Source organism: Streptomyces chilikensis (genome assembly GCF_001642695.1).
GTDB classification, from domain to species: domain Bacteria; phylum Actinomycetota; class Actinomycetes; order Streptomycetales; family Streptomycetaceae; genus Streptomyces; species Streptomyces chilikensis.
Window position 1 is genome coordinate 1 of sequence record NZ_LWCC02000130.1, and the last position, 12,611, is coordinate 12,611.

Consider the following 12,611-nt stretch of genomic DNA (forward strand, 5'->3'; position numbering starts at 1 on the left):
CGCGCCGGCGACGCGCTCCGGGGCGGCGGCGGGCGGCGGCGCGGCGCCCGCCGGCGCGATGCGCGGGATGTGGCTGGCGACGGTGGCCAACCGCGACTGGCCGTCCGCCCCCGGGCTGGGCGCGGCCCGCCAGCGCGACGAGCTGCTGCGGTACCTGGACGCCGCGGTCGAGCGGCGGCTGAACACCGTGATCTTCCAGGTGCGCCCCACCGCGGACGCCTTCTGGCCCTCCCCGCACGAACCCTGGTCGGCCTACCTCACCGGCACCCAGGGCCAGAACCCCGGCTGGGACCCGCTGGGTACCGCCGTCGCGGAGGCGCACGCCCGGGGACTGGAGCTGCACGCCTGGTTCAACCCCTACCGGGTGGCGACGCACACCGACCCGTCCCGCCTGGTGGCCACCCACCCCGCGCGCAGGAACCCGGGGTGGGTGGTGCCGTACGGCGGCAAGCTGTACTACAACCCCGGCCTGCCCCAGGTCCGTGCCTTCGTCGAGGACGCCATCCTCGACGCGGTGGAGCGGTACCCGGTGGACGCCGTGCACTTCGACGACTACTTCTACCCGTACCCGGTCGCCGGACAGTCCTTCAACGACGAGGCCGCCTACGAGGCGCACGGCGACGCCTTCTCCACCCGTGCCGCGTGGCGGCGGAACAACATCGACCTGCTGGTGCGGGAGACCGCGGCGCGGATCCGCGCGGCCCGGCCGGGGACCCGGTTCGGGATCAGCCCGTTCGGGATCTGGCGCAACGCCGCCACCGATCCGCGCGGCTCGCAGACCCGCGGCGGGGTGCAGACCTACGACGACCTGTACGCGGACACCCGGAAGTGGGTGCGCGAGGAGTGGATCGACCACGTGGTGCCCCAGCTGTACTGGCACATCGGACAGAGCGCGGCCGACTACGCCGTGCTCGCCGAATGGTGGGCGGACACGGCGCGCGGCACGAAGACGGCCCTGTACATCGGGGAGGCGCTGTACAAGGCCGGCGATCCGGCGCAGGCCGCGGCCTGGCAGGACCCGGGTGAACTCTCCCGCCACCTGGAACTCGCGGCGGCGCTGCCGGAGGTGGGGGGTCACGTCTTCTTCTCGGCCAAGGAGGTCGCGGCGGACCCGAGCGGCGCGCTGGCCCGGGTCGTCGCGGACCACTACACCGGCTGACGGAGCCGCACGGAGCCGCACGGAGCCGCACGGAGCCGCACGGAGCCGCACGGAGCCGCACGGCGTCGTGCGGAGCCGCGCGGCGCTCCACGGCCGTCCGGGCCTACAGGGGCCTACAGGCGGTGACCGCCGTCGCCTGTGACGCCGGTGCCGGTCGTCAGGTGCCTGACCTCGGTGTCCGGGCCGGGCCACAGCATCGCCTCGCTGCCGTCCTCGAACAGGACACGGTAGGGCGGTGCGCCCTCGGGGCCGAGGACCTCGGTCACCTCGGCGGTCCGGTCGCCCGCTCCGACCACTCTGCCGTGCGTCACCAGCCGGTCACCCACACGTGCGTACATGGCGGGCCTCCTCGTCTCGTCGTCCAGCGATCCGTTCCAGGAGCTCCCCCCTCGTTCCGAGTCTACGAGCGGGGGCCGGGTCCGGCTCGGGCAGCGGTGCCGGGCGTGCGCGCCCGCCCGTACCGCGCGCCGAAATCGCGTTGCGGGGCGGCGCGGGCGCTGGAACCCTCCCCGTCATGACCGATCTGCCGCCCCTGCCCGAGGGGTACGAGTTCTCCGCCGATCCCGCCCGCGTGGATGCCGTCCGGGTGCACCACTGGCTCTCCACCGACGCCTACTGGGCGCTCGGCCGCACCCGGGACCGGCACGACGCCGCGATGGCCGGCTCGCTGAACTTCGGGGTGTACGACGCCGTCACCGGCGCCCAGGCCGCCTACGCCCGCGCGGTCACCGACCGGGCCACCTTCGGCTGGCTCTGCGACGTCTACGTCGACCCGGCGGTGCGCGGCGAGGGCATCGGCGTCGCCCTGGTGGCCCGCGCCCGCGAGGAGCTGCGCGCGTTCGGGCTGCGGCGGATCCTGCTCGCCACGCACGACGCCCACGGCGTCTACGCCCGCCTCGGCTTCGAGCCCCTCGAGCGCCCCGACCACTGGATGGCGCTCCAGCTCGGCTGAACGGCCGCGGCGGCGTCCCGGCCCGGCCGGACGGAAGGGGCGGCACTCCGCCGGCCCGCCGGACGACACCCGGACGGCCGGCCGGACGGCGTTCCGCCCGCCGGACGGAAGGGCCCGGACCCGGCCGGGCGCCCGGCCGTGGCGTCCGGCGGTGCGGGCCCCCTTGACCCACCCACCCCCCGGGTCGAACATCACCGCATGCATGTTCGGGTCACCTTCGTTGCAGCCGCGAGCAGCACCCGTCCGGTCGCCGAGCGGTTCGACGACGACAGCCCCCTGGACCGGGAGGGGATCCAACGTGCCGTGCCGGGCCTCGCGCCCCTGGCCGCCGCCGACCTCCGCTACTGCTCGCCCACCCCGCGCAGCCGGGCCACCGGCGAGCTGCTGGGCTACGTCCCCCTGGTGCAGCCCGCGCTTCGCGACTGCGACATGGGCCGGTGGCGCGGCATGACGCTGGGCGAGGCGATGGCCCGCGAGCCGCGGGCCGTCCACGCCTGGCTCGCCGACCCGCGCTGCGCGCCGCACGGCGGGGAGTCGCTGCACGACTTCATCACCCGCGTCGGCGGCTGGCTCGACACCCGGCCCTCGGACGACGGGGCCACGATCACCGCCGTCGCCGAGCCGGCGGTGATCCGGGCCGCGCTCACCTACGCCCTCAAGGCGCCGCCGTCCGTCTACTGGAACGTCGACGTCCGCCCGCTCTCCGCCGTCACCGTCCTCGGCCGTCCCGGCCGCTGGTACCTGCGGCTGGACGTGCCCTACGCGCCGCCGGTGCGGGCGTAGCCGGTGGTCAGCACCAGGTCCTTCGCCGGGCCGCGCACCCGCCACACGGTGCGCCAGTGGTCCGCGTCCAGCACCGTGAACTCGCCCTCGTAGAGGTCCGCGGCGCAGGGGTGCGCGGCGGTGAAGCGTCCTCCCGCCAGGTCCAGCGCGTGGAACTCCCGCCCGTCGGCGAACCGCACGTCCGCCGAGGAGGGGGTGGGCCCCGGCAGCAGCCGCAGCGTCCGCCCGGCGGGACGGGACACGCCCCGCCACACGAAGTCGCCGTCCTCCCGCTGCACCAGCCCCTCCTCCGGCGCCGGCGGCGGCCCGAACACGGTGACCCCGGTGAACCGGCCCTCGTGCCCGGAGGCGAGGTCCCGCACGGTGCGCACGGTGCGCCAGGTCCCGGGCAGGTAGGCCCAGAGGTCCGGCACCGGCCGGAAACCCACCGGTGCCGCCGCCATCGCTTCCTCTCCCACAGCCACTCCCGATCCCGGGGCGTCCCGCGTCCGGTCCGCCGTCGTGCCGCCGAGCGGAATGCAGCCCGCCGACAGGTGTTGAAGACAGTATGAAGAAGATCGGTTTTCTCTCCTTCGGCCACTGGTCGGACACCCCGCACTCGCGGACCCGGACCGCGTCCGACGCCCTCCTCCAGGCGGTCGACCTCGCCGTCGCCGCCGAGGAGCTGGGGGTGGACGGCGCCTACTTCCGCGTGCACCACTTCGCCCAGCAGTACGCCTCGCCGTTCCCGCTGCTCGCGGCGATCGGCGCCCGCACCAGCCGGATCGAGATCGGCACCGGCGTCATCGACATGCGGTACGAGAACCCCATGTACATGGCCGAGGACGCCGGCGCCGCCGACCTGATCTCCGGCGGCCGGCTCCAGCTCGGCATCAGCCGCGGTTCACCGGAGCAGGTGATCGACGGCTGGCGCTACTTCGGCTACCGGCCCCCGGAGGGCGGCAGCGACGCCGACATGGCGCGCACCCACACCGAGGTGCTGCTCGAGGTGCTCAAGGGCGAGGGCTTCGCCGAGCCCAACCCGCGCCCCATGTTCCCCAACCCGCCCGGGCCGCTGCGCGTCGAGCCGCACTCCGAGGGCCTGCGCGAGCGCATCTGGTGGGGCTCCGGCTCCGACGCCACCGCCGTCTGGGCCGCCAAGCTGGGCATGAACCTGCAGAGCTCGACGCTCAAGGACGACGAGAGCGGCGAACCCCTGCACATCCAGCAGCGCAAGCAGATCGAGGCCTACCGCGAGGCCTGGCGGGAGGCCGGCCACGCACGCGAGCCGCGGGTCTCGGTCAGCCGCTCCGTCTTCGCCCTCGTCGACGACCGGGACCGCGCCTACTTCGGCCGGGAGAGGAACTCCGAGGACCACTTCGGGCACATCGACGCCAAGACCCGCGCCGTCTTCGGCCGCTCCTACGCCGCCGAACCCGACGTCCTCGCCGAGGAACTCGCCAAGGACGAGGCGATCGCCGCCGCCGACACCCTGCTGCTCACGGTGCCGAACCAGCTGGGCGTCGACTACAACGCCCACGTCCTGGAGTCCATCCTCACCCACGTGGCCCCGGCCCTGGGCTGGCGCTGAGCGGCGGGGCGGCGCGGTCCGGGGCGTCGCCGTCCGGGGCGTCGCCGTCCGGGTTCGTCATGCCGTTCCTCCACCGCCCCGGGCCGGGCACCGGCAGCCGTGGCACCGCGATGCGGATCCGCCCACCGCGCGGGAGCGCAGCCGCGCCGCGCCGGGCACGGCGTCACCGGGACGGTCGCCCGCGGCGTTCGCCGTGGACCGCGGTTGCCCGCCGTCGCCGGCTGTCGCCCGGCGCCCGTGGCGACGGGTTCAGGGAAGGTCCGGGCAGGGCATGAAGGGCATGAACCAGGGAGTGCCGTAGTAGCGGGCCAGTGTGTACGGGTGGTGCGGATCGAGGAGGACGCGGCAGACCAACTCCGCGGCCCCGCAGTCGAAGTGGGTGTCCAGGCCGTCGGAGGACCGCACCACCACCGGCCAACGGTCGGGATCACCGCCGACGGTCCGCCAGCAGTAGGCCTCCTCCTGGTCCGAACCGGCCCAGGTGAGCAGCCCTTCCTCCCGCGGGTGCGTCCACGGCTCCTGGAGCAGCTGCATCTCACCGTCGAAGGCCCCCTCGCCGAAGGTCTCCACCATGCGCTTGTAGTCGCCCGGCAGCGCGGTGCCCAGGCGTGACTCCATCTCCGCCCAGTCGACGTCCGGCCGACGGGCGGGCCGCGTCCAGCCGGTGATCTCCACGAGCCGCCGCGACCAGTCGACGCCCCCGCCGGTTCCCGAGGCCCGCGTGAGCGCGGGCACCTCCCGATGAACGGCGGCGAGCCGCCGCAACCAGTCACCGTCCTCGCCGTCCTCGCCGTCCTCGCCGTCCTCGACGGACGCGACCTGCGGGGACACCGGCACCTCCCGGCCGGCGACCACCAGCACCGGCAGCTCGGTGCCCTCCTCGTTCCGCGCCGTACCCGTGCCGATCCACCGGTTCCCGTACGCCCACGCGCGTATCTTCACGGCCCGGTCGCCGAAGGGGGCGAGGAGAGCCGCGCCCCTGGACTCGTCGACCGTGGGATCGGTGAAGCCGTCGAGGACGAGGGTGCGCGGGGTGCCGTAGGCGTCGGCGAGCAGCTTGGTCAGGACCTGTGGGTCGAACTCGTGGGGCAGGTACACGTGGCCGTTTCCCGGGCCGAGTCGCGCGAGGAGGTCCCTGACGGTCACGTGCGTGAGTTCCATGGCGCACAGTGAAGACCACGGCACGGACAACGGCCGCGCCGCGGGCGGCGCCCGGGCCTGCCGGAGGCGGGACCCGCCTGAGAGGATGGCGCGGACCGTCACATGCGTCAGGGGGAAAGCATGGTCGTGCTCGTACTGGGGGTCCTCGTCGTGCTCGTCGTCGGCGGCTGCGCCTGCGTCTACTGGGAGGCCCGGGGCGACGCGCCTCGCTGGGCACGCGGCGTGGCCAGGGCGACGCTGCTCGGCAGCGAACTGGCCCGCAGCGCGAGCCGGAGCTCCCGCTCGCGGCAGGGCGGCGATGGCGACTAGACGGGCGCCGGGCACGCTCCGGGACGCCCCGCCGATGCCCGCCGGACCGGCTCCGTCCCGGGGACCGTCCCGGTGGTCGTCACGGGTGCGCCGGGCCGGGCCGGGCGACCGCGCGGACCGCCGCCCCGGGCGGGGCGCCCCGCCGGCGGCACCGGCCGCCGCGGACCGACGACAGGAGGAAGCACGGTGACGACCGGTGGCCGGGTCGTGGCGGTCAGCCGCCACGAGGAGTACTCCTTCAGCAAGCCGAACCGCGCCTCGATCACGCTGCTTCCGGGCCTCGGGGTGGAGGGGGACGTCCACGCGGGCCGGACGATCCGCCACCAGTTCCGCATGACCTACGAGCCGGACCTCCCCAACCTCCGGCAGGTCCACCTGATGCACGAGGAACTCTTCGACGAACTCGCGCTCAAGGGCTACCGGGTCTCCGCCGGGCAGCTGGGCGAGAACGTCACCACCCGCGGCGTCGACCTGCTCGGCCTCCCGACCGGCTCCCTCCTCCACCTCGGGGACGGGGCGGTGCTCGAGGTGACGGGGCTGCGCAACCCGTGCGCGAAGATCAACGACTTCCGGGACGGGCTGCTCGGGGAGATGTTCGCCATCGACCCCGTGTCCGGCGACTTCACCTTCAGGTCCGGCGTCATGGCCGTGGTCCGCCGGGGAGGGACCGTCCGCCCCGGCGACCGCGTCGAGGTGGAGCTCCCCGCGCCTCCCCACCACCCGCTGGAACGGGTCTAGCGCGCCCGGGACGTCCGCCCGGCCCTCCCCGGCCGCACGCACGGGTGCCGCAAGGCACGCCGACGCGGTCGCGCGGCCGTCCTCGCCATGCTCCGCGACCGGACATCGGGACGCCTGCGGCGTCTTCGAAACATTCGGAGACGCCGCACGCGCTTCTGTTCCTCCCGCCCCGGATTTCCGTCGAAATCCTGCTCCGGGCCAGGTAGTCGACCGTTTGAGCAGTGAAGACGCACCGTCAAGAACCGTTCCAGTAACGGGAATGTTTCCGAAAGAATGTCGAAAGCGTTGACAGGTGCATGAGCGTCTACGAAAACTGTGCCCACCGAACGACAGGAACCCGTCGTGTCCCCCGCGTCATGCGGCCGGGGCGCCGACCGGGTGCCGAAGCGACGACGGGCCAGCCCCGCCGCGCGCACGCAAGGCCGCCGGGCGGCAGAAGCCTCCCGGCCCCCACCAGCCTTCCTCGGGAGAGAACGTGCAGCAGGACGGTACGCACCAGGACCAGACCAAGCAGAACCTCGTCGTCCCCCCCGGCCTGAGCCGACGGGGCTTCCTCGGCGGCGCCGGCCTCGCGCTCGGCACCGCGACCGGGCTGCTGCTGCCCGGCACCGCCCACGCCGCCACCACCATCAGGACCAACCAGACCGGTACGGACGGCATGTACTACTCGTTCTGGACCGACGGCGGCGGCTCGGTGTCCATGACGCTCAACGGCGGCGGCAGCTACAGCACCCAGTGGACCAACTGCGGCAACTTCGTCGCCGGCAAGGGCTGGAGCACCGGCGGACGCCGGACGGTCCGCTACACCGGTTACTTCAACCCGTCGGGCAACGGCTACGGCTGCCTCTACGGCTGGACCTCGAACCCGCTGGTCGAGTACTACATCGTCGACAACTGGGGCAGCTACCGGCCCACCGGCACCTACAAGGGCACCGTCTACAGCGACGGCGGCACGTACGACATCTACCAGACGACGCGGTACAACGCCCCGTCCGTGGAAGGCACCAAGACCTTCCAGCAGTATTGGAGCGTCCGTCAGCAGAAGCTGATCGGCAACGGCACCATCACCACCGGCAACCACTTCGACGCCTGGGCCCGCGCGGGCATGCCCATGGGCCAGTTCAGGTACTACATGATCATGGCGACCGAGGGCTACCAGAGCAGCGGCAGCTCGAACATCACCGTCAGCGGCTGACGCGGGTCCGGTGACCACCGGCCGCGGGCCCCGTCCTCGTGACGGGGCCCGCGGCCGCGGCGGTTCGCCGCCGTGGCCGTACACGCCCAGCACGACGTGGTCGGCCTGACCGCCGTCCAGGCGCTGGTCGAGGGGCTCGGACTGTCCGACGAGGAGCTCGCGGAGGAGGCCGCGCACGACGCCGAGCGGGACCCGAGCGAGGTGATCCCCGTGCTCACCGCACGCCGCGAACTCGAACTGCGCGAGCCCTCCCAGGCCCTGGCGGACGACCTGCTGGTGGACGACCTGGACCGGCTCCGGGAGATGCGCGACCTCCTCTGGGACGAGCGGCAGCTCGTCCTCTACGGTCCACCCGGCACCGGCAAGACCGTCGTCGCCCTGCACCGCGTCAAGCACCTGCTCTCCCGCTCCGCCGACAGCCGGATCCTGCTCACCACCTTCACCAACGCCCTCGCGGAGTCCCTCCGCGAGAACCTGGCCTTCCTCCTCGACGACGACCGGGACCTCCTCGGCCGGGTGGACATCACCACCGTCGACGCCTTCGCCAACGGCGTCGTCACCCGCCACGACGGCCGCGCCCCCGCCCCGCTGGGCGACCGCGAGGTCCGCAGGCTGTGGGGCAAGGTGATCAAGAAGCTGGACCTGCCCTGGACGGAGCAGTTCCTGGAGCAGGAGTACCGGCACGTCGTCCTCGGCCAGGACCTGCGCTCCGAGGACGCCTACCTGGCCGCCCAGCGCCGCGGCCGCGGCAGCGCGCTCTCCCCGTCCCGCCGCGCGCGGCTCTGGTCGGCCGTCGAGCACTTCGAAAGCCTCCTGCGCGACCAGGGCGCCACCACTCACCTCCGCGTCTGCGCCCGCGCCGCCGACCTGCTCGCCGCCTCCGGGCCCACCCGCCGCCACGTCGTCGTCGACGAGGCCCAGGACCTGCACCCCGCCCAGTGGCGCGTCCTGCGCGCGGCCGCCGCCCCGGACACCGACGACCTCTTCCTCTGCGGCGACCCGCACCAGCGCATCTACGACGCGAAGGTCTCCCTGTCCTCCCTCGGCATGAAGGTCACCGGGCGCTCCCACCGCCTGCGCGTCAACCACCGCTCCACCGAGGAGATCCTGGTCTGGTCCACCGGCATCCTCGCCCCCGTCACCGTCGACGACCTCGGCGGCGACGGCACCGACTCCCTGGCCGGTTACTGCTCGCTCCTGCACGGCCGCCGCCCCCACCACGGGGGGTACGACAGCGAGGCCGCCGAAGTCACCGCCCTCGTCGACCGCGTCCAGGAGTGGATCGCCCAGGGCGTCCGCCCCGCCGAGATCGGCGTCTGCGCCCGCTTCAACCTCCTCCTCGACAAGGTGAAGGACAAGCTGGAGGCCGTCGGCGTCCCGGTCGTCCGCGTCAAGGACCGTCCAGGCCCAGGCACCGAGGGCGTCCGCCTCGCCACCATGCACGCCATGAAGGGCCTGGAGTTCCGCTGCGTCGCCGTGCTCGGCGCCACCGCGACCTCCCTCCCCTTCGCCTCCGCCCTCACCCCGGCGGACGTCGACCCCCTCCAGCACGAGTCCGACCTGCTGCGCGAGCGGTGCCTGCTGTTCGTGGCCTGCACCCGGGCCCGCGAGTCCCTGTCGGTGACGTGGAGCGGGGCGGCGAGCCCGTTCGTCCCGGCGTGAGGAAGACCCGGCGCCGTCCTCACGTCACCCTCACCCGGTTCACCGGCCCGTACGGGGACCGGGCGAGGGCCCCGCGAAGATGGGCGAGTAACTCAGCGGGGACGTCGCGGAGCTGAGCCGGGGTGACGTGCAGGACGCAGAACCCGAGAGCCGTGAGGCGGTTGTGGCGAGCCAGGGTGCGGGCGAAATCGTCGCCACGGGCGTGGTGGCGCACGGAGTCGACCTCGAGGATGATCCCGTGGACCGGCCAGTAGGCGTCCGGGCGGCAGAGGAAGCTTCCGTCGAGGTGCAGCTTCGGGTTCCAGAGCGGCTGGGGGATGTCGGGAGCGGCAGCGATCAGCCGACGGGCCCGCCCCTCGGCCACCGAGTGGGTGTCGGCGGCCAGGTCGGCGAAGACGGAGGCCAGCTCACCGGTCACCGCGACGCGGCGCGCACGGAACGCCTCTCGCAGGTCTGCTGCCTGGTACCGGCCGCGCTGCACCGCCTCGTACAGACAACCCCGCAGCGCTTCGTCCGGCATCCGGCCGTGTGCGTCGGCCAGCGCGCGGGGGAGCGGGGCGCACGGGAAGCCGTCCAGGCGGACGGGATGCGGAGGGAGGCTGCGGGTGCGCTGGACACGGACGTATCCGGTGGAGGCTCGGGCGCGGGTCCCGGGGATCAGGACGTGCACCTTCTGGACCTGGGCCGGAGCAGGCGCATCGGTGAAGCGGTGCAGGGCGAGTACGGCGGGTCCGGTGAGCTGCGCGGCGTCGCCTGCGTAGAGCAGGGCGGCCTGGTAGCGCTGCTGCCAGGTGAGGGGGCCGGAATGCAGCACGTATGTGCCGGGCAGCGGCCGCTGCCAGGCACCGCGGGCCCGGCGGCTGATGGTGTCCCGGCACCAGCCGGCCCGCAGGAGCTGAGCGTGTGAGGCGATTTGGCAGCGGTGACTGCTGCTGCCCGTGGTTCTGCCCTTGGCCGTGCTCCCGGTCTTCCTCGCGTCCATGGTTCCCCGGTGGCTTCCGTCCTCCGCGGAGCAGCCCCGCCGCCACCCCTGACTACTCAGAGTGATAGCCCTCCCGGAACACCGGACAAACACCCCCGGCGGTCAGATCTCAGATCGGTGCTTGCGTGTGAGTTGAGTCCGGCCATGCCGGACTCAACTCACACGTAAGCCGCTTCGCGTGACAGCGGCGGGGCCGGGAGCTGGTTCAGCCTGCGGGCAGTGGGCCCGTTCCGGAGGGGAAGGTGACCTGGAGGTAGATGCGTGTGCGGTCCGGTGCGTAATCGTGCGCGTGCAGGGTGACGCACCGCTCGTCGGACGGGTCCTCGACGTCGTACTCATCGGACGTGCCGGGCCAGTTCTCGTCGGCACCGGAGGAGTCCGGCTCGCCACCGGCCCCGTCCGCTCCGGGACACACGTACCCGTAGCGCACTCCTTCCTCAAAGCTCTCCGGCTCCGGAAGCCCGAAGTGCGCGAAGTGCTCCTCCCCGGTTGTCCCTTCGGCCTGCCCGGGGGTCGGCCGGAGCCACTTGCCCTCGGGGGGATGGTTCTCCAGGTAGCGCTGCGCCTCGGACCTGGTCAGCGTGAAGGTGAGGAGACCGGTGTCGTAGCGAGGCGTGATCCGGTAGGCCGCCTGCGGCGACCGGGCCGCAGCAGGGATGCCCAGGCCCATCTGCTCGCTCATCCACTCCGGTGTGATGCCCTTGGCCCATTCCATGCCTGCCGCGCTTTCCTCTTCCACCGTTCGGCTGCTGCCCTGTTGACCCGGAGCCACGTCGCTTCCGCAGGCTGTACCGAAGGAAGTGAGCACCCCTACGCCCACGACCGCCACAAGCCACCACCGGCCGCCGTACCTGTGCCGGTTGTTCCGATGAACACCGGGGTGGCTGTGCGCGTGAATGTCGTTCATTCGCTGTCTCTCGTCTCACGACCGAATGCCGGTCGAGCGCTGATGCCGTTCCCCGGAACGCATGACCGAGTAATGGCTGTCCTGCATGACTCACTCCCCGTAAGTTTGCGTGCGGTAGTTGCTGAGGGGGAGATGACCCACGGCTTGGGACGAGTGGGAACGAATAAAAGCCGATGTCGCGTCGGGCGACGACAACGGAATGAGGCTGAATCAACTCGCACCGGCGGGTGGTGGCGGATCCGCCCCGGACCTGGCTTCCAGCCCCGCACAGAAGAAGGCGGCGGCGAAGGCGATCGACGAGGTGCTCCTGCCGACTGCGCTGCGAGACGGCAAGCACGCCGCGGAGACCACGAAGGCCGCAGTGAAGGAGTTCGCCGCAAGGGACGGAGAGGGCTGGGACTCCTCGTCCGCACTGGACAAGGTCGGTCGGACATGGGAGCGACAGGTCAAGTCCCTTCTTGATCGTCTTGCTGCCGAGAGCAAGGCATTGCGCAAGACCACTGTTGTGCTCCACGACAACGACCTGGGCACCGCGGCGCGAATATCTCAGCCCTCTGCCGTCGACCACTACTGATTCGCCGACCGTAGACAGGCTGACGGGGGATGTATGCCGACCTACCACGAAGTGATGAGCACCGATTTGTCCAAGCTCACCGCGGCAGCCGATAAGTGGGGGAGATGAGCGGCAGCTTCAAGAAGCTCGGCGAGCTGTACGAACAGGAGGTGCACGGCATTTCACTGGGTGAGACCTGGATTGGAGCCAGCGCCACAGCGGGGCACGACCGCTTTACCGTGACATTGGAGGAGATCAAGGGAGTACAGAACGAGGCGAAGGCTGTAGCGGCGCTGCTGCGTCAAGCCCACACGCAGCTCGTCGACCTTCGCGCGCGGGTCGAAGCGGTCCGGGCGGATGCCGTCAAGGACGGTATGCGCGTCTCGGACCAAGGGGTGGTCGCCTTCGACACGGCGCGGTCGACCAAGGGGGAGCACACCGCGTACGTACACGACCCCGACTTCCAGGAGAGTGCCCGCGCCAAAGCAGGGGAGTGGGCTGAGCACATCAGAGAAGCGGTCAAGGCGGTCTCCGACGCGGACGACGGCATACGTCTGGCCCTTCAGTGAGCTTCTTCGAGGTGGGCCCCGATCAGGTGACCCCAGCCGAACGCAACGATCGAGGCCCCCAGGCTGTTGAT

Annotated in this window: 14 protein-coding genes and 1 pseudogene; 10 read left to right on the top strand and 5 right to left on the bottom strand. The window is 72.4% G+C overall.

Features of this window, described 5'->3' with window-relative positions:
- Window positions 1-1,159, top strand: a 1,159-nt coding sequence (locus A2U95_RS26510) for a glycoside hydrolase family 10-like protein (RefSeq protein WP_166027577.1), incomplete at its 5' end; no start/stop codon positions are given.
- 113 nt (window positions 1,160-1,272) lie between these two features.
- Here A2U95_RS26510 and A2U95_RS26515 read toward each other — a convergent pair.
- A complete protein-coding gene (locus A2U95_RS26515; RefSeq protein WP_166027579.1) occupies window positions 1,273-1,497 on the bottom strand; it encodes a DUF1918 domain-containing protein in 225 nt (74 codons plus the stop codon).
- A 176-nt stretch (window positions 1,498-1,673) separates the two neighbouring features.
- Here A2U95_RS26515 and A2U95_RS26520 point away from each other — a divergent pair, with 176 nt between their 5' ends.
- Both A2U95_RS26520 and A2U95_RS26525 read left to right on the top strand, forming a co-directional pair.
- Window positions 1,674-2,111 (top strand): GNAT family N-acetyltransferase, encoded by a 438-nt coding sequence (locus A2U95_RS26520; RefSeq protein WP_166027581.1) that lies wholly within the window; start codon window positions 1,674-1,676, stop codon window positions 2,109-2,111.
- A 198-nt stretch (window positions 2,112-2,309) separates the two neighbouring features.
- Window positions 2,310-2,894 carry a histidine phosphatase family protein gene (locus A2U95_RS26525; protein WP_166027583.1) on the top strand — a complete coding sequence of 195 codons (585 nt, stop codon included), beginning with the start codon at window positions 2,310-2,312 and terminating at the stop codon, window positions 2,892-2,894.
- Here the strand turns inward: A2U95_RS26525 and A2U95_RS26530 are convergent.
- Window positions 2,870-3,337, bottom strand: coding sequence for a DUF6314 family protein (locus A2U95_RS26530; protein WP_420857057.1), 468 nt, complete (start codon window positions 3,335-3,337; stop codon window positions 2,870-2,872). The genes A2U95_RS26525 and A2U95_RS26530 overlap by 25 nt on opposite strands.
- 104 nt (window positions 3,338-3,441) lie before the next feature.
- Between A2U95_RS26530 and A2U95_RS26535 the strand changes: the two genes are divergently transcribed.
- Entirely contained in the window at window positions 3,442-4,464 is a 1,023-nt protein-coding gene (locus A2U95_RS26535; protein ID WP_166027585.1) for an LLM class flavin-dependent oxidoreductase, read from the top strand.
- Between the two features lie 249 nt (window positions 4,465-4,713).
- Here the strand turns inward: A2U95_RS26535 and A2U95_RS26540 are convergent, their stop codons facing one another.
- Window positions 4,714-5,625, bottom strand: a complete 912-nt coding sequence (locus A2U95_RS26540; protein ID WP_166027587.1) for a hypothetical protein — start codon at window positions 5,623-5,625, stop codon at window positions 4,714-4,716.
- Between the two features lie 120 nt (window positions 5,626-5,745).
- Here A2U95_RS26540 and A2U95_RS26545 point away from each other — a divergent pair, with 120 nt between their 5' ends.
- The 4 genes and pseudogenes from A2U95_RS26545 to A2U95_RS26560 all read left to right on the top strand — a co-directional run.
- Complete coding sequence (locus A2U95_RS26545) at window positions 5,746-5,934, top strand: hypothetical protein (protein ID WP_166027589.1); 189 nt, start codon at window positions 5,746-5,748, stop codon at window positions 5,932-5,934.
- Window positions 5,935-6,120: 186 nt separating this feature from the next.
- A complete protein-coding gene (locus tag A2U95_RS26550) occupies window positions 6,121-6,672 on the top strand; it encodes an MOSC domain-containing protein (RefSeq protein WP_166027591.1) in 552 nt (183 codons plus the stop codon).
- Window positions 6,673-7,147: 475 nt separating this feature from the next.
- A complete protein-coding gene (locus A2U95_RS26555; protein ID WP_166027593.1) occupies window positions 7,148-7,867 on the top strand; it encodes a glycoside hydrolase family 11 protein in 720 nt (239 codons plus the stop codon).
- 87 nt (window positions 7,868-7,954) lie between these two features.
- A pseudogene (locus A2U95_RS26560) lies at window positions 7,955-9,529 on the top strand (UvrD-helicase domain-containing protein); the annotation flags it as partial.
- A gap of 19 nt (window positions 9,530-9,548) precedes the next feature.
- Here the strand turns inward: A2U95_RS26560 and A2U95_RS26565 are convergent.
- Together A2U95_RS26565 and A2U95_RS26570 are read right to left on the bottom strand one after the other, a co-directional pair.
- Window positions 9,549-10,511: a hypothetical protein gene (locus tag A2U95_RS26565; protein WP_166027595.1), complete on the bottom strand. Its 963-nt coding sequence runs from the start codon at window positions 10,509-10,511 to the stop codon at window positions 9,549-9,551.
- A gap of 205 nt (window positions 10,512-10,716) precedes the next feature.
- Window positions 10,717-11,226, bottom strand: coding sequence for a hypothetical protein (locus A2U95_RS26570; protein ID WP_166027597.1), 510 nt, complete (start codon window positions 11,224-11,226; stop codon window positions 10,717-10,719).
- A 391-nt stretch (window positions 11,227-11,617) separates the two neighbouring features.
- Here A2U95_RS26570 and A2U95_RS26575 point away from each other — a divergent pair, with 391 nt between their 5' ends.
- Window positions 11,618-11,992 (top strand): hypothetical protein, encoded by a 375-nt coding sequence (locus tag A2U95_RS26575; RefSeq protein ID WP_166027599.1) that lies wholly within the window; start codon window positions 11,618-11,620, stop codon window positions 11,990-11,992.
- Window positions 11,993-12,096: 104 nt separating this feature from the next.
- Window positions 12,097-12,540, top strand: coding sequence for a hypothetical protein (locus A2U95_RS26580; protein ID WP_166027601.1), 444 nt, complete (start codon window positions 12,097-12,099; stop codon window positions 12,538-12,540).
- The last annotated feature ends 71 nt before the right edge of the window (window positions 12,541-12,611 follow it).